15 protein-coding genes are annotated in these 16,185 nt (G+C 72.3%); 1 reads left to right on the forward strand and 14 read right to left on the reverse strand.

Going from position 1 to position 16,185, the window contains the following annotated elements; translation table 11 throughout:
• Nucleotides 1–57: 57 nt before the first annotated feature.
• From ABCQ75_RS08560 to aspS, 14 genes are all read right to left on the reverse strand, one after another.
• On the reverse strand, nucleotides 58–567 hold the full coding sequence (locus ABCQ75_RS08560; protein WP_345884730.1) for a tetratricopeptide repeat protein: 510 nt from the start codon (nucleotides 565–567) through the stop codon (nucleotides 58–60).
• A complete protein-coding gene (gene aroB, locus ABCQ75_RS08565) occupies nucleotides 564–1,667 on the reverse strand; it encodes a 3-dehydroquinate synthase (RefSeq protein ID WP_345884731.1) in 1,104 nt (367 codons plus the stop codon). The genes ABCQ75_RS08560 and aroB overlap by 4 nt, the downstream gene beginning before the upstream one ends.
• Nucleotides 1,664–2,224 carry a shikimate kinase gene (locus ABCQ75_RS08570; RefSeq protein WP_345884733.1) on the reverse strand — a complete coding sequence of 187 codons (561 nt, stop codon included), beginning with the start codon at nucleotides 2,222–2,224 and terminating at the stop codon, nucleotides 1,664–1,666. The genes aroB and ABCQ75_RS08570 overlap by 4 nt, the downstream gene beginning before the upstream one ends.
• Entirely contained in the window at nucleotides 2,221–3,420 is a 1,200-nt protein-coding gene (gene aroC / locus ABCQ75_RS08575) for a chorismate synthase (RefSeq protein WP_345884735.1), read from the reverse strand. Before aroC ends, ABCQ75_RS08570 begins: the two co-directional genes overlap by 4 nt.
• 26 nt (nucleotides 3,421–3,446) lie before the next feature.
• Nucleotides 3,447–4,376: a shikimate dehydrogenase gene (locus tag ABCQ75_RS08580; RefSeq protein ID WP_345884738.1), complete on the reverse strand. Its 930-nt coding sequence runs from the start codon at nucleotides 4,374–4,376 to the stop codon at nucleotides 3,447–3,449.
• Between the two features lie 41 nt (nucleotides 4,377–4,417).
• On the reverse strand, nucleotides 4,418–6,316 hold the full coding sequence (mltG, locus tag ABCQ75_RS08585; protein ID WP_345884739.1) for an endolytic transglycosylase MltG: 1,899 nt from the start codon (nucleotides 6,314–6,316) through the stop codon (nucleotides 4,418–4,420).
• Between the two features lie 5 nt (nucleotides 6,317–6,321).
• On the reverse strand, nucleotides 6,322–6,885 hold the full coding sequence (gene ruvX, locus ABCQ75_RS08590) for a Holliday junction resolvase RuvX (RefSeq protein ID WP_345884740.1): 564 nt from the start codon (nucleotides 6,883–6,885) through the stop codon (nucleotides 6,322–6,324).
• A gap of 7 nt (nucleotides 6,886–6,892) precedes the next feature.
• Complete coding sequence (gene alaS / locus ABCQ75_RS08595; protein ID WP_345884742.1) at nucleotides 6,893–9,583, reverse strand: alanine--tRNA ligase; 2,691 nt, start codon at nucleotides 9,581–9,583, stop codon at nucleotides 6,893–6,895.
• Nucleotides 9,584–9,685: 102 nt separating this feature from the next.
• Nucleotides 9,686–9,898 (reverse strand): hypothetical protein, encoded by a 213-nt coding sequence (locus ABCQ75_RS08600; protein ID WP_345884744.1) that lies wholly within the window; start codon nucleotides 9,896–9,898, stop codon nucleotides 9,686–9,688.
• 26 nt (nucleotides 9,899–9,924) lie between these two features.
• Entirely contained in the window at nucleotides 9,925–10,299 is a 375-nt protein-coding gene (locus ABCQ75_RS08605) for a DUF948 domain-containing protein (RefSeq protein WP_345884746.1), read from the reverse strand.
• Between the two features lie 147 nt (nucleotides 10,300–10,446).
• Nucleotides 10,447–11,070, reverse strand: coding sequence for a 30S ribosomal protein S4 (rpsD, locus tag ABCQ75_RS08610; protein WP_345884747.1), 624 nt, complete (start codon nucleotides 11,068–11,070; stop codon nucleotides 10,447–10,449).
• A 192-nt stretch (nucleotides 11,071–11,262) separates the two neighbouring features.
• Entirely contained in the window at nucleotides 11,263–12,699 is a 1,437-nt protein-coding gene (locus tag ABCQ75_RS08615) for a replication-associated recombination protein A (protein ID WP_345884749.1), read from the reverse strand.
• Nucleotides 12,700–12,704: 5 nt separating this feature from the next.
• Nucleotides 12,705–12,974, reverse strand: a complete 270-nt coding sequence (locus ABCQ75_RS08620) for a hypothetical protein (protein ID WP_345884752.1) — start codon at nucleotides 12,972–12,974, stop codon at nucleotides 12,705–12,707.
• Between the two features lie 45 nt (nucleotides 12,975–13,019).
• Nucleotides 13,020–14,834: an aspartate--tRNA ligase gene (gene aspS / locus ABCQ75_RS08625; RefSeq protein WP_345884754.1), complete on the reverse strand. Its 1,815-nt coding sequence runs from the start codon at nucleotides 14,832–14,834 to the stop codon at nucleotides 13,020–13,022.
• Between the two features lie 55 nt (nucleotides 14,835–14,889).
• Between aspS and ABCQ75_RS08630 the strand changes: the two genes are divergently transcribed.
• Nucleotides 14,890–16,152: an APC family permease gene (locus ABCQ75_RS08630; RefSeq protein WP_345884756.1), complete on the forward strand. Its 1,263-nt coding sequence runs from the start codon at nucleotides 14,890–14,892 to the stop codon at nucleotides 16,150–16,152.
• Nucleotides 16,153–16,185: the final 33 nt, after the last annotated feature.

Below are 16,185 nucleotides of genomic sequence, written 5' to 3' on the forward strand. Positions count from 1 at the left end.
TCTGCGGTCTGGAGGAAATCCGCAGACCATTCTACAAGCGAAATGTGCCCGCCCCGGTCAGGCCTCGGTGCCGAGCAGCTCCCGGACCCGTCCGAGTGCCACGGTCGAGGAGTAGATGAGGCTCGCGTCCGCCGCCTGGGCCACCCGCAGGTCGAGCGCCCTGGCGAATGCCGACTCCGCGGCGGCGTACTGACGGCGGGAGAACTGGATCTTGCCGAGGTACTGGTAGACCACCGCCTCGCGAGGGGTTCCCTTCACCTCGACGAGCAGCTGCTGGGCGCGCTCGACGGCGCGGTCGTTGCGGTTCCCGGCCCGCAGGACGTCGAGCTCGAGGACCTTGAGCGCAAACGACTCGGGGTCCTCGTACCGGGCCTCGACGATGATCTCCGCAGCGTGGTTGACGCGGCCGCGCGCGAGCTCCACCAGGGCGAGGTCCGCTGGGTCCTTCGTTCCGACCAGGGCCGCTTCGCAGCGCTCCTCGTCGATGATCTCGGTGCTGAGCGTCTCGGGGTTGACGGCGACCCCGGGGAATCCCGCGTCCGGCCACTCTCGGCGCTCGAGGATCATGCGGAGGCCTCCTCGGCGATCTCGCGGTAGGCCGCGAAGAGCAGGGAGGGATCGGGCACCTCGAGGATGCCTGGCTTGGCGATGCCGTCGAGCACCACGAAGCGGAGGAGGTCTCCCCGTGACTTCTTGTCGCGGCGCATCCCGTCGAGGAGGGCCTGCCAGCGGTCGCCCCGGTAGGAGACCGGCAGGCCGAGCGAGGTCAGGATGGCGCGGTGGCGGTCCGCGGCCGCGTCGTCGAGGCGCCCCACGCTGCGCGCGAGCTCGGCGGCGAAGACCATGCCGACGCTCACGGCCGCGCCGTGCCGCCACGAGTACCGCTCCGCGAGCTCGATCGCGTGGCCGAGCGTGTGGCCGTAGTTGAGGATCTCGCGCAGTCCGGCCTCCTTGAGGTCGGAGGACACGACCTGGGCCTTCACCCGGATGGCGCGTTCGATCAGCTCCCGCACGGTGGCCGACCCAGGATCGGAGACAGCTTGGGGATCCTCCTCGATGAGCTCGAGGATCTCCGGGTCGGCGATGAAGCCGCACTTGACCACCTCGGCCATGCCCGAGATGAGCTCGTTGCGCGGCAGGGTCGCGAGGGCGTCCAGATCGGCGAGGACGGCCGCGGGCGGGTGGAAGGCACCCACGAGGTTCTTGCCCTCGGCCGTGTTGATGCCGGTCTTCCCGCCCACCGCTGCGTCCACCATGCCCAGGAGGCTCGTGGGCATGTGGACCACCCGCACGCCGCGCAGCCACGTCGCCGCGACGAATCCCGCGAGGTCCGTCACCGCCCCGCCGCCCACGGAGACGATGGCGTCCGAACGGGTGAAGTCGTTCTGCCCCAGGACCTGCCAGCAGAAGGCGGCGACCTGGATGTGCTTGCCCTCTTCGGCGTCGGGGATCTCCGCCGTGAGGGCGGTGAACCCGTCCGCGGCGAGGGACTCGCGCACCGCATCGCCCGTGGCACGGAGGGCGCGCGGGTGGATCACGAGGACGCGCCGCACACGCTCCCCGAGGATGGGGCCGAGGCGGCCGAGCAGGCCGTGCCCCACGACGACCTCGTAGTTCTCCGAGGGAGCGCTGCCGGTGACGTCGATGACTGCAGCCTCGCTGCTCATGCCTGGACTCCCTGGTCGATGCGGCACGGGGCCGCGATGGCTTCGGCGATGCTCGCGGCGACCGCCGCCGCCGTGGGCCCCCCGGTGGGGACCCTGAGGGTCGCCAGCGACTCGAACACCGGCCCGCGCGTCTCCATGAGCGCCTTCCAGCGGGCCTCGGCGTCGCCTTGGAGGAGAGGACGGTCCGAACAGCCCGCGAGGCGCGGCGCGACATCCTCCCACGACGCCGTGAGGTACACCCGGTGCGCCCCGCTGAGCCGGACGCGGGTCTCCTCCCTCAGGACTGCTCCGCCGCCGAGGGCGAGCACGAGGCCTGCAGGTCCTGCGTCCTCGAGTGCCCGGGCGACTGCAGCTGCCTCGAAGTCGCGGAACGCCTGCTCGCCGAGGGATGCGAAGATCTCCGGGATGGGCCCGTGCTCGGCCACGACCAGTGCGTCCGTGTCGAGGAACGGCGCGCCCGTGATCTCGGAGAGGGCGCGCCCGACCGAGGTCTTGCCGGCGGCCATCGGGCCGAACAGCACGACGGGGCGGTCGAGGCGGCAGTGGGCCGACGTCATCCCGCCACCGAATCGAGGCTCGCCGGGATCGCGGCCAGGTAGGACTCGAGGTTGCGGCGGGTCTCGGCCAGCGAGTCCCCGCCGAACTTCTCGAGCACGGCCTGGGCGAGCACGAGGGCGACCATGGCCTCGGCGACGACGCCCGCGGCCGGAACGGCGCACACATCGGAACGCTGGTGGTGCGCCTTGGCCGGCTCGCCGGTGGCGACATCGATCGTGCGCAGTGCGCGCGGGACGGTCGCGATCGGCTTCATGGCCGCGCGGACGCGCAGGACGTCGCCGATGCTCATGCCGCCCTCGATCCCGCCCGCGCGGTTGGTCGAGCGGATGATCTTGCCCGCCCCGTCGCGCACGATCTCGTCGTGCGCGGCCGATCCGCGGCGCGCCGCGGTGCGGAAGCCGTCCCCGACCTCGACGCCCTTGATGGCCTGTATGCCCATGAGCGCGCCCGCGAGGCGGGCGTCGAGGCGGCGGTCCCAGTGGACGTAGCTGCCCAGTCCCGGCGGGAGGCCGTAGGCGAGGACCTCGACCACGCCGCCGAGGGTCTCGCCCTCCTTGTGCGCGGCATCCACCTCGGCGACCATCGCCTCCGAGGTGGCGGCGTGGAAGCACCGGAGCGGGTCGGCGTCGAGCGCCTCGACGTCCGACGGCAGGGGAAGCGGCGCGTCCTCGGGGACCGCCACGGCGGCGATCTGGGTCGTGTGGCTCACGAGCTCGATCCCGAGTCCGCGCAGGAAGGCGGCGGCAGCCGTGCCGAGGGCCACGCGCGCGGCGGTCTCGCGGGCGGAGGCGCGCTCGAGCACGGGGCGGGCCTCGTCGAAGCCGTACTTCTGCATGCCCGTGAAGTCCGCGTGGCCGGGCCGCGGGCGTGTGAGCGGCGCATTGCGGGCCTGCCCCTCGAGCACCTCGGCGTCGACCGGGTCCGCTGACATGATCTGCTCCCACTTGGGCCACTCGGTGTTGCCCACCTGGATCGCCACGGGGCCGCCCTGGGTCAGCCCGTGCCGCACGCCGCCGACGATGGTGACCTCGTCCTGCTCGAACTTCATGCGCGCACCGCGCCCATAGCCGAGCCGGCGACGGGCCAGCGCCTGGCGGACGTCCTCAGCGGTGAGGCCGACGCCGGACGGGAGCCCTTCGACGATTCCAACGAGTGCCGGGCCATGGGATTCCCCGGCGGTCAACCAACGCAACATGTCTTCCATCCTGCCACGCGGCCCCGCTACGCCACGCGCCGCGGGACTCCGACTGAGTCGCACATCACATCTGTGACGTGCTGGGAACGGGCCTCGGTGCGGCCCGTGAAGAGGACGACCTGCTCGACCGCCTGATGGACGAGCATCTCGAGGCCGTGCAGCACGACCCCGCCGCGCCCCTTCCACGCCTCCGCAAGGCGGCTGGGCCACGGGTCGTAGGCGACGTCGAGCAGGACCCGCGCGCCACCGTCGTGCTCCATCTGCGCGCCCACCGGCAGGGCGGCGACGGCGTCCGCGAAGCCGTCCGCCGCGCGGGGCGGCAGCGTGCTCACGACGACGTCGGCCCCAACCGCTGCCGGTGCCGCCTCGGCGAGGGCTTCCACGGTGACACGGAGGCCGACCCGCTGCGCGAGGCCCACCGCCTCCCCTGTGCGCGATGGATCGCGGACGAGGAACGCGACCTGGCGGGCGCCGAGCTCGGCCACCGCCGCCACCGCAGCGAGTGCTGTGTTCCCCGCACCGAGGATGGCCGCAGACTCGGCCCGCGCGCACCCGGCGTGCCGGAAGGCCTCGACGATCCCCGTGACGTCGGTGTTGTACCCCACGAGCACGGGCCCGGCGGGCCCGTGCTCGACGACGACTGTGTTGAGGACGCCCAGCTCCGCTGCCCGGCCCTCGAGCCTGTCGACGAGCGGGACGATGGCGGACTTGAGCGGCATCGTGACCGAGAGGCCCCTCCAGCCGGGCTCCGAGCGCACCCGCCCGATGAACGCCGGGAGCTGCTCCTCGGTCAGGTCCACGCGCCCGTACTCGAGCTCGATCCCGAGCGCTGCGTAGGCCGCGCCGTGGAGGGCCGGTGACTTCGAGTGGCCGATGGGGTGGCCGAGGACCGCAGCACGTGCAGGCGCGTGCCCGCGCTCGCCCGCCGCGGTCCCGCCGGAGGGGCCTCCGCTCACGGGCCCCTGCTCCCCCGGCAGCCGGCCTGCCGGCAGCCCGCTCAGTGGCACTTGCCCTCGTTCGCGAGGCACCACTGCTCGTACTCGTGGGCGTAGCCCTGGTGCTCGGCGTAGGTGCGGGAGAACTTCGTCTCCCCGGTGTCCAGGTTCACGGTCACCCAGTACAGGTAGTCATTCTTGGTCGGGTTGGCCGCAGCCTTGACCGCGGTGGCACCCGGCGAACCGATCGGCCCTGCAGGCAGGCCTGTGTGGGCGTACGTGTTGTACGGGTTGGAGGCGTCCTGCTTCTCCTCCTCCGTGATGTGGTAGCTCTTGCGGCCCAGGCCGTAGGTGACGGTTGCGTCGGACTGGATGAGCCCGTTCGTCTCCGGGTTGGGCTTGAGGCGGTTGTACACGGCGCCGGCGACGTTGCCGTAGTCGGCGCGGCCGCCCTCGGCCTGGACGATGCTCGCCACCGTGAGCACGTCGTACTGCTTGACGGGGTCCGTGACGCCGGCCGACTTGAGGGTCTCGAGCGTGGTCCCGACGAGCTTGGCGACGATCTCCTTCGCACTCGTGCCGATCGGGAACCGGTACTCCCCCGGCGCAAGGTAGCCCTCGAGGCTCTTGGCCTTGGAGGGCAGCCCGAACTGGGCTGGGGACGCATTGAGCTTGTCCAGGTCCTTGCGCTCGATCCCGGCAGCCTTGGAGATCGCGTCGAGGGACTCGCCCACCCGGAGCCCGGCGTTGAGCGCCAGGTAGATGACCTTCTCTCCCGCACTGCCCGCGAGCACCTGCGCGGCGTCCTCGGCCCGCATCTCGCGGCGGAACGTGAAGTCCCCCGGCTGGAGGGCGGCACCCGTGGACGAGAAGGCCTGGAGGAACGTGCTCGCGTCCGCGACCACGCCCTCCTGCTCGAGCGTGCTCGCGACGGCCGCGGGACCGGAGCCGGGCTGGACCGTCACCACGACCTCGCCCGTGCCCGGGCCGGGATAGTCGCTGACCTTGTCGAGCCCGAGGATCGGCGTCAGGAACTGGACGCCCACCATGACGGCGCCGACGAAGAGCGCGATGGCCAGTGTGAGGCCGATCAGCACCCTGAACCCCCGTCCGCGTCGCCGCGGCGCCGGGGCCGCGACGTCCTCGAAGACCGGGTGGTAGGACTCGCCATGGTCGTCATGGAACTCGTCCGGCTCATGCACCCCGAGCGGGCCGTGGGGGTCGTGCGGATGGGAGTCCATCCCATCGTGGCCATGCGCGCCGAGCTGGTCGTGTGCGTCGTGCTGGTCGTGTGCGTCGTGCTGGTCCTGCGGACCGTGCCCGTCATGCGCGTGCGGGTCCGGTGCACTGTGCAGGTCGTGCGCGGCTGCCTGCGTGGTCCGGCCTCCGCTCGCGAAGGCGTGCGCCGCTGCGGGGAAGACGTTCCTGGCGGTGCGGGGACGGGCGGAGTCGCCCTCAGCGACGGGGAACACCGAGGTGGCCGGCTGCGCCGCAGGGGCGGGAGCGTGGCCCTCGCCGGTGGCCGGGGCATCAGCATCCCCGGGGAGGTCCGCAGCGGGGACCGGTGCGGGGAAGGCCGAGGTCGCCGCAGGCTCGTACGACGGCGTCTCCCGCACGGTCGCGGCGGGCGGCGCCGCGGGTGTCTGGGGCTCGTACGACGGCGTCTCCCGCACGGTCGCGGCGGGCGGCGCCACGGACGCCGCCGGCTCGTACGACGGCGTCTCCCGGACAGTCGTCGCCGGGGTCGGCGCTGGCACGGGAGTCGGCGCCGGCGGTGGGGTCCACTCAGGCGGTGTCTCCGCCGGGCGGTTGAGGGCGGAGGGCCTCGGGACCGCCGGGCGCCTCTGGGGGGCGAGCATGCGCTGCTGCGCCTCCTGCTGGGCGCGCTCTCGCTCGCGCACCTCGCGGCGCGTCAAGGGACGTTCGGGCACGGCAGGTGTCGTGTTCTCCTTCGGGTCCATCCTCGCTAGCCTCTCGTGTCTGGATCGTCGGCACGGACGCCACCCGTCGTCGGACGGGGCACAGCGACCGCTACCCCCGCCGTGCCGCGGCCCCTGAGCAGGTCCAGGGCATGCTGGAGGATGCCGACCGCGGCTGCTTGGTCCACCACCTTACGGTGTTCGCGCGAGGAGAGGCCAGCCGAGTGCAGGCTCCGGTGCGCCTCGACGGTCGTGAAACGCTCGTCGACGAGCCTAACGGTGCAGTCCGTGCCCGCGGCCGCGAGGGCGGCCGCAAGGCGCTCGGCGAAGGCCCTCGCCATCTCGGCCGAGGGGCCCTCCTTGCCCGAGAGCAGGCGCGGGAGCCCCACATAGACCTCCACCGCCGAGCGCTCGAGGGCCTCGCGGGCCACGACCGTGACGTCGCTGTCGCGCTTGGTGTCCCGCGAGAGCGTCCTGAGCGGGGTCGGGAGGATGCCGTCCGCATCGCAGACGGCCATGCCCACCCGTACCATGCCCACGTCCACGGCGAGCCTCACGCCGCGGGGGAAGGCACTGTCCGCCCGGCGTTCCGAGGTGTCAGCAGCATCCATGGGCAGCTCAGCGGCGGGCGATGGCATCGGCGATCGCGCCGAGTGCCTCGACGATCCGGGACGGGTCGGTTCCGCCGCCCTGTGCGACATCGTCCTTGCCGCCTCCTCCGCCGCCGAGGATGCCCGCAGCGGTGCGCACGAGGGCACCCGCCTTGGCCCCCGCCGTCCGGGCTGCCTCGTTCGTCGCGACGAGGACCGCGGGGCGGCCCTTGGCGACACCGGCCACCGCGACCACGGCCGCGGGATCGCCTGCACCGGCACCGAGCCGCGCGCGCAGGTCGAGCGCGAGGGCGCGCAGTTCGTCAGCGGAACCCAGCTCGCCGGCGTCGTGCGTGATGAGCGCGATCCCCGAGACCTTCCGCGCCGAGCCGATGAGGGCCGCAGCCGAGGCCGCGAGCTTCTCCTTGCGCAGGCGCTCGAGCTCCCTCTCCGCGCTCTTGAGCTTCTCGAGCGTCGAGCCGATCCGCTCGACCAGCTGGCCGGAGGGAACCTTGAAGATCTCCGTCAGCTCCGACACGAGCGCACGCTCGGCGGCCTGGTGCCGGAACGCGTCGAGGCCCACGAAAGCCTCGACACGGCGGTTGCCTGAGCCCACCGACTGCTCGCCGAGCAGCGTGAGGGACCCGATGAGGGCAGTCGTGTCCACGTGGGTGCCGCCGCACAGCTCCATGGACCAGGGGCCGTTGATCTCCACGACCCGCACGCGGTTGCCGTAGTTCTCGCCGAACAGCGCCATGGCGCCCGCGGCCTTGGCCTCGGCGAGCGGCATCTCGGCGGTGTTGACGGCGAAGTTGTCGCGGATCGCGAGGTTCGCAACCTCCTCGATCTCGCCCCTGGACGCGCCGGAGAGCTGCTCGCCCCACGCGAAGTCGAAGCGGAGGTAGCCGGCCTTGTTGTACGAGCCGCGCTGCACAGCCTCGGGCCCGAGGATCTGGCGCAGGGCCGCGTGCACGAGGTGGGTCGCGGTGTGCGCCTGCTCGGCGCCGTGGCGGCGTTCGCGGTCGACGGCGGTGCTCACGAGTGCTGTCGAGTCGAGTTCGCCCTCGCGCACCACGGCCTTGTGCACGCTGAGTCCCTTGACCGGCCGCTGCACGTCGAGGACCTCGACCACGAAGCCGTCGCCGGTCATGAGGCCCGTGTCCGCCGCCTGTCCGCCGGCCTCGGCGTAGAAGGGGGTCTCCTCGAGGATGATTTCGACCTCCTCGCCCGCGCGGGCCCGGTCCACGAGCCTCCCGCCCGCGACGAGGCCGCGGACGCGGGACTCGCCGACGAGCTCGCGGTACCCCGTGAAGACGGTCTCGCCATGGGTCAGGAGCTCCTGGAAGAGCGTCACGTCGACGTGCCCGCTCTTCTTCTCCTTGGCGTCCTTGCGGGCGCGCTGGCGCTGGTCCTCCATGAGGGCGCGGAACCCGGCCTCGTCCACCTTCACCCCGGCTTCCTCGGCCATCTCGAGGGTGAGGTCGATCGGGAAGCCGTAGGTGTCATGCAGCGTGAACGCCTCCTCGCCCGACAGCGGCGAGCCGGCCGCCTTCGAGACGGAGACCGCCTCGTCGAGGCGCGCGGTGCCCGCGGCGATCGTGCGCAGGAACGCCTTCTCCTCGCCGTAGGCGATGCGGCTGATGCGGTCGAAGTCCTTCTCGACCTGCGGGTAGACGCCCTTCATCGCGTCCCGCGACGCAGGGAGCAGCTCGGGCAGGACGGGCCGGTCCACCCCGAGCAGCCGCATGGCGCGCACGGCGCGGCGGATGAGGCGGCGCAGCACGTAGCCGCGGCCCTCGTTCGAGGGCGTGACGCCGTCGGCGATGAGCATGAGGGCGCTGCGGACGTGGTCGGCCACGACCCGCATCCGCACGTCGTCCGCGTGGTGCGGGTCGTCGTCCGACTCGGCCGAGGTGTACTCCTTGCCGGAGAGCTCCGCGGCCCTGTCGATGACCGGGCGGACCTGATCGGTCTCGTACATGTTCTCGACGCCCTGGAGGATCATCGCGAGGCGCTCCATGCCGAGGCCCGTGTCGATGTTCTTCTTGGGCAGCTCGCCAAGGATGTCGAACTCCGTCTTCGAGCGCACGTTGTCGATCTGGTACTGCATGAAGACGAGGTTCCAGATCTCGATGTACCGCGTGTCGTCCACGGCCGGGCCGCCCTCGGGGCCGTAGGCCACGCCGCGGTCGTAGTAGATCTCCGAGCAGGGGCCGGCAGGGCCGGGCTGGCCCGTGGACCAGTAGTTGTCGCTCTTGCCCATGCGCTGGATGCGCTCCGCGGGGATCGCGGTGTTCGCGAGCCAGAGCGCGGCCGCCTCATCGTCGTCCTCGTAGACCGTGACCCACAGCTTCTCGGCCGGGAGGCCGTAGCCGCCGTCGTCCACGCCCTTGGTCAGGAGATCGAACGCGAACCGGATCGCGTCCTCCTTGAAGTAGTCGCCGAAGGAGAAGTTGCCGCACATCTGGAAGAAGGTGCCGTGGCGCGCGGTCTTGCCGACCTCTTCGATGTCCCCGGTGCGGATGCACTTCTGCACGCTCGTGGCGCGGTTGTAGGGAGGCTCCTCGCGGGCCGTGAGGTACGGGATGAACGGGACCATGCCCGCAACAGTGAAGAGCAGGGAGGGGTCGCTCGAGACGAGCGACGCCGAGGGCACCGCCGTGTGCCCCTTGCTGACGAAGTAGTCGATCCAGCGTCGAGTGATCTCGTGCGACTTCATGTGCGTGTGCTTCAACCTTCCGCGATTCCTGCGCGCCGGTGCGCGCGGAGCCGTGCCCGGGCCAGCCGGCCCGGTCACGAGAGTCAATTCTAAGTGCCGGGCCTAGGAATCGAGTCCGAGCCCGCGGCGGAGCTCGGCCTCGCGCTCCCCCATGCCTTCGCGGACCTGGTCCGCGAAGTGGGAGATGCTGTCGGCGAGCTGCCCGATGGCGCGGTTGACCCCGCCGGGCGAGGCCATCGAGCGTGCCTCGGTGATCTTCTGGTAGGCGATCACGCCGATCGCCACGCCGACGCCGAGCCAGACAATGCGCTTCATGCCAGTGCTCCTCCTCCGGACGGTGTTCAGCGGCTCCGCCGGCCCGAGCGGCGGTTCCGGGGCTTGGACAGCGCCGAGCGGACGCCGTAGGAGAACGCTGCGACCTTGACGAGCGGCGAGCCGACCGTGGCCGCGACGAGGGACGAGAGGGCGGAGACGTTCGCCGTCGTGTCCGAGACGTTCGCGGCGATGCCGTCCACCTTCTTCAGCTGGCCGTGCGTCGTGGAGACGGTGGCCGTCACCTCGTCCATGAGCGGCGTGGCGCCGTCCGCGAGCGTGCGGATCGAATCGCGCAGCTCGTCGAAGACCTTCCCGAGCTTGAGGATCGGCACCGCCAGCAGCGCCACCAGGACGGCGAACACGCCTGCCGCGATGAGCCCTGCGATATCTCCTCCGGACACGGTTCCTCCTGCTCTCATGGGGGCGGCGCCGGTGCCGTGGTGGCAAAGGTCGACCAACCTCACGCTACCTTACACACGCGAGGAGCCCGCGGCGTGCGCCGCGGGCTCCTCGGTGCTGGCCCGTCCGCCCGTTCGGGCGGGTGGGGATCAGCGGGCGTAGTACTCGACCACGAGCTGCTCTTCGCAGGTCACGGGGACCTCGGAGCGCTTCGGGCGGCGCACGAGGCGGGCCTGGAGGGCCTCGAGCTTGACGTCCAGGTAGCCCGGGACGGCCGGCAGCACGTCGCGGTGCGCGCCGGCGGCAGCGACCTGGAACGGCGCCATGGTCTCGGAGCGCTCGTGGACGCTGATGAGCTGGCCCTCGGCGACGCGGAACGACGGGCGGTCGACGCGCTTGCCGTCCACAGTGATGTGGCGGTGCACGACGAGCTGGCGGGCCTGGGCGATCGTGCGGGCAAAGCCGGCACGGAGCACGAGGGCGTCGAGGCGCATCTCGAGGAGCTCGATGAGGTTCTCACCGGTGAGGCCCTTGGTGCGCTTGGCCTCTTCGAAGGCGCGGGTCATCTGCGCCTCGCGGATGCCGTACTGGGCGCGGAGGCGCTGCTTCTCGCGGAGGCGGACCGCGTAGTCCGAGTCCTGCTTCTTGCGGGCGCGGCCGTGCTCACCGGGGCCGTACGGACGGCGCTCCATGTACTTGGCGGCCTTGGGGGTCAGGGCGAGGCCGAGGGCGCGCGAGAGGCGCGTCTGACGGCGGGCACGAGTGCTAGACACGTGTGTCCTTTCATACTGCCGCGGATTCTCTGATCACTGGCCTCCGGAGGTGGAGAGCATTGGCCCGCGACTGCCTTCTGCTGCCGTCGGGTGCATTCGCGCATGCGTGATGACCCGGACGTGCCAGACGGTTGTCCAGCCTACCACGCACCGGGGCGGGGCTAGGACTGGCGGCTCCCGGCAGCCGCCGGGCTACGTGCCCCTGATGATCCCCCTGAGCTTCGCGACCCTCGCGGCGATCTCGCGCTCAGCCCCGTTCGCGGTGGGCGTGTAGTAGTCCTTGCCCACGAGGTCGTCGGGCGGGTACTGCTGCGGGGCCACCGAGTGCGGGGCGTCGTGGGAGTATGTGTACCCCTTGCCGTGGCCGAGCCGCTCGGCCCCCGCGTAGTGCGCGTCCCGCAGGTGGGGCGGGATCCCGGTCCCGCGCCCCGCACGCACATCCGCGATCGCGGCGTTGATGCCCTTGTAGGCGGCGTTGGACTTTGGCGCGGTGGCCAGGTGGACGACCGCCTCGGCCAGGACGATCCGCCCCTCCGGCATGCCGATGAGCTGGACCGCCTGCGCCGCCGCGACGGCGGTCTGCAGCGCCGTCGGGTCTGCCATGCCGATGTCCTCGGAGGCGGAGATGATAAGCCGGCGCGCAATGAACCTGGGGTCCTCCCCCGCCTCGACCATGCGTGCGAGGTAGTGCAGCGCCGCGTCGACATCGGAGCCCCGGATCGACTTGATGAATGCGCTGATCACGTCGTAGTGCATGTCGCCCGCACGGTCGTACCGCACGGCGTGGGCGTCCACCGCCTTCTCGGTGTGGCGCAGCTCCACGGTGACGGGCCCGCGCTCGGCCGCCGCGCCGTCGTCCGCCGTCGGTGCGCCATCCCCGCCGGGACCCTCTCCCGGCTCGCCGAGCGCCACGGCGGCCGCCGCCTCGAGCGCCGTGAGCGCGCGGCGTGCGTCTCCCCCGGCAAGCCGTACGAGGTGCTCGGCGGCGTCGTCTGCGAGCACGACGGCGCCGCCCAGCCCGCGCGGGTCCGTCACGGCGCGCTCGACCAGGCCGCGGATGTCCCCGTCGGTGAGCGGCTTGAGCGTGAGCAGCAGCGAGCGCGAGAGCAGCGGGGAGACGACCGAGAACGAGGGATTCTCGGTCGTCGCGGCGACGAGGACCACCCAGCGGTTCTCGACGCCGGGCAGGAGCGCGTCCTGCTGGGCCTTGGTGAAGCGGTGGATCTCGTCGAGGAACAGGACCGTGGTGGTGCGGTGCAGGTCGCGGGCCGTGAGCGCCTCGTCCATGACGCGGCGCACGTCCTTGACGCCCGCCGTGATGGCCGAGAGCTCGACGAACTTCCGGCCCTGCCCTCTCGCGATGACGTGCGCGAGCGTCGTCTTGCCCGTGCCCGGCGGCCCCCAGAGGATCACGGAGCTCGGGCCCGTCACCGACGTGCCGCCCGCCGCCCCCGCGGCGAGCTGGCGCAGGGGCGAGCCCGGGCCCAGGAGGTGCTGCTGCCCCACAATCTCGTCGAGGCTCCGGGGGCGCATGCGCACGGCGAGGGGGCCGCGCCGGGACGCGCGGGAGGACGACGGCGGTCCATCCGAGCCGTCGTCGTCCTCACCCAGTCCGAACAGGTCTTCCATTGCCCCTACGCTACCCCGCGCCTCCGGCGTTCCCGGGCCCGGGCGGCCGGGCGGGAGACGTGCGCCTCATCGCGGGCCTGGGCCTCGCCGTCGCCCTCGCCGCCGCCGGATGCGCGCCCGGAGGCCCGGGACCCGGCCGTCGTCGCCCTCGCCGCCGCCGGCACCTCGAGGCTCATGCTCGCTGCCGACGTGGGCACGCCCACTGGACGGCGGCCCGTCGCGGTCGAGATCGGGCTGCCTGCCTTCCAGTAGCCGGGCACACGGAAGGGCGGCACCCGCGGGTGCCGCCCCTTCTCGCCCGCCTCGCGCGGGAAGCGGTGTCAGGCGCTCTTCGCGCCTTCCCCGCCCTGGTCCTGTGCCTTCTTCGGCTCCGGCTTCGCGTCGACGCCGGCCTCCTTGCGCTGCTGGGGCGTGATCGGCGCAGGCGCGGCCGTGAGCGGATCGAAGCCGCCGCCCGTCTTCGGGAACGCGATCACCTCGCGGATCGACTCGACACCGGCGAGGAGGGCGACCACGCGGTCCCAGCCGAACGCGATGCCGCCGTGCGGCGGGGCGCCGAACTTGAATCCCTCGAGGAGGAACCCGAACTTCTCCTGCGCCTCGTCACGGTCGATGCCCATGACCTTGAACACGCGCTCCTGCACGTCCCGACGGTGGATACGGATCGAGCCGCCGCCGATTTCGTTGCCGTTGCACACGATGTCGTAGGCGTAGGCGAGGGCGTTCTCGGGGTCCTCGTCGAACGTGTCCATGAACTCGGGCTTGGGCGAGGTGAAGGCGTGGTGCACGGCCGTCCAGGCCGAGTAGCCGAGCGCGACGTCTCCCGAGGCGGTCGCGTTGGCAGCAGGCTCGAACAGCGGCGCGTCCACGACCCACACGAACGCCCAGTCATCGGGGTCGATGAGGCCCGTGCGGTGGCCGATCTCGACGCGCGCCGCGCCGAGCAGCGCCCGGGCATCGTCCTTCGCGCCCGCGGCGAAGAAGATGCAGTCCCCGGGCTTCGCGCCGACAGCCTCGGCCAGGCCCTCGCGCTCTGAGTCCGTGAGGTTCTTCGCGACCGGCCCGGCGAGCTCGCCGTCCTCCTTGAACAGGACGTACGCGAGGCCCTTCGCGCCGCGCTGCTTGGCCCACTCCTGCCACGCATCGAGCGTGCGACGCGGCTGGGAGGCGCCGCCGGGCATGACGACGGCGCCGATGTAGCCCGCAGCGTAGCCGGCCTTGAACACACCGAAGGTCGTGTCCTTGAAGTACTCGGTGAGGTCGGTCAGCTCGAGCCCGAAGCGCAGGTCCGGCTTGTCCGAGCCGTACTTCGCCATGGCCTCCGCGTACGTCATGCGCCGGATCGGCGTGGGGATCTCGACGTCGATGAGCTTCCACAGGGCCGAGACGACGCGCTCGCCGAGGGCGATGATGTCGTCCTGCTCGACGAAGCTCGCCTCGATGTCGAGCTGCGTGAACTCGGGCTGGCGGTCGGCGCGGAAGTCCTCGTCGCGGTAGCAGCGGGCGATCTGGAAGTACTTCTCGATGCCGCCGACCTGGAGGAGCTGCTTGAACAGCTGCGGGGACTGCGGGAGCGCGTACCACGAGCCGGGCGCGAGACGTGCCGGGACGAGGAAGTCGCGGGCGCCCTCCGGGGTCGAACGCGTCAGGGTGGGGGTCTCGACTTCGAGGAAGTCCTCAGCGTGGAGCAGCTCGCGCGCCACGCGGTTCGCCTCGGAGCGCAGCCGCATCGCACGGGCGGGGCCTGGCCGGCGCAGGTCGAGGTAGCGGTGGCGCAGGCGCGCCTCCTCGCCCACCTCGACGTGCTCGTCGACCTGGAAGGGCAGCGGGTCGGCGGTGTTGAGCACCTCGACCTTCTGGGCGATGACCTCGATCTCGCCCGAGGCGAGGTGCGGGTTCTCGTTGCCCTCGGGGCGGCGCTCCACGGTGCCCACCACCTGGAGGACGAACTCGTTGCGCAGGCCGTGGAAGACCTCCTCCTCGCGGACCACGATCTGCGAGACGCCCGAGGCGTCCCTCAGGTCCACGAAGGCGACCCCGCCATGGTCGCGGCGGCGGGCAACCCAGCCGGCCAGGGTGACGGTCTGCCCGATGTGCTCGGGACGGAGCGTCCCGAGGCCGTGTGTGCGCAGCACAGCTCTTCCTCACTACGATCGGAGATGATTCCAGTCGAGTTTACCCGGAGGTCCCGTGCCGTCCGTCCCGCGCCTGAAGCGCCGTCTCGGCGCGCTCGACGCCACCGCGATCGGCCTCGGCTCGATGCTGGGCGCGGGCGTCTTCGCCGTCTTCGGGCCCGCAGCGGCCCTCGCCGGCCCGTGGCTCTTCGCCGCGCTGGTCCTCGCCGGCGCGGTCGCCTACGCGAACGCCGTGGCCTCGGCGGCCCTCGCGGCCAGGTACCCGAGCAGCGGCGGGACCTATCTGTACGGACGGGAGCGCCTCGGGCCGTGGGCGGGCTTCATCGCAGGCTGGGGATTCGTGACGGGCAAGAGCGCCTCGTGCGCCGCGATGGCGCTCACCTTCGGCTACTACGCCGCACCCCAGCATGCGGTGCCCGTCGCGGTCGCCGCCGTCGTCGCGCTCACCGCCGTGAACCTCGCCGGCATCACCCGGACGGCCCTCGTCACCAAGGTGCTGCTCGCCGTCGTGCTCGCGGTGCTCGGCTTCGCCGCCGCGGCGGGGCTGGCGCAGCCTGGGCAGGCGGGCGACCCAGCGACGGCGTACGACGCCGGCTGGCCCCGTGCGCTGGGGGTCTTCCCCGCCGCCGGGGTGCTGTTCTTCGCATTCGCCGGCTACGCGCGCATCGCGACCCTCGGGGAGGAGGTCCGCGACCCCGTCCGGACGATCCCGCGGGCCATCCTGGGCGCGCTGGCCGGCGCCTTCGCGGTGTACGCGGGCCTGGCCGTCATCCTCGTGGCGCGCCTCGGGCCCGGCCTGGCGGGCTCGGGGGCGCCGCTCGCGGACCTCGTCGCGCCCCTGGGGCCGTGGGCGACGGGGATCGTCCAGACGGGGGCCGCTGCCGCGAGCCTCGGTGCGCTCCTCGCGCTGATCACGGGGGTGGGCCGCACCTCGCTCGCGATGGCGCGCGAGGGCGACCTGCCGCGTCCGCTCGCCGGGATCGGCGGACCGCACAGCGTGCCGTGGACCGCCGAGCTCGCCGTGGGCGCAGTCGTCGTGCTCCTTGTCCTCACGGGCAGCGTCCTGACCGTCATCGGATTCTCGAGCTTCGGGGTGCTCGTCTACTACACAGTGGCCAACGCGTCCGCGTTCACCCTCACGCCCTCGGAGCGGCCGCGCTATGCGCCCCGCTGGCTCAGCGCGGCCGGAGCGGCAGGCTGCATTTTGCTGGCCGTGACGCTCCCGTGGCGGTCCGCCGTGACGATGGCCGCCGTGCTCGCCGCGGGGGTCGCCGGCCGCGCCCTCGTGCTCGCTGTCCGGAGCCGCCGCAGGGGCTGATGCACGACGGCGCCCCTCGCCAAGGTGGGGAGG

The organism is Sinomonas halotolerans (assembly GCF_039615075.1).
Lineage (GTDB): Bacteria > Actinomycetota > Actinomycetes > Actinomycetales > Micrococcaceae > Sinomonas > Sinomonas halotolerans.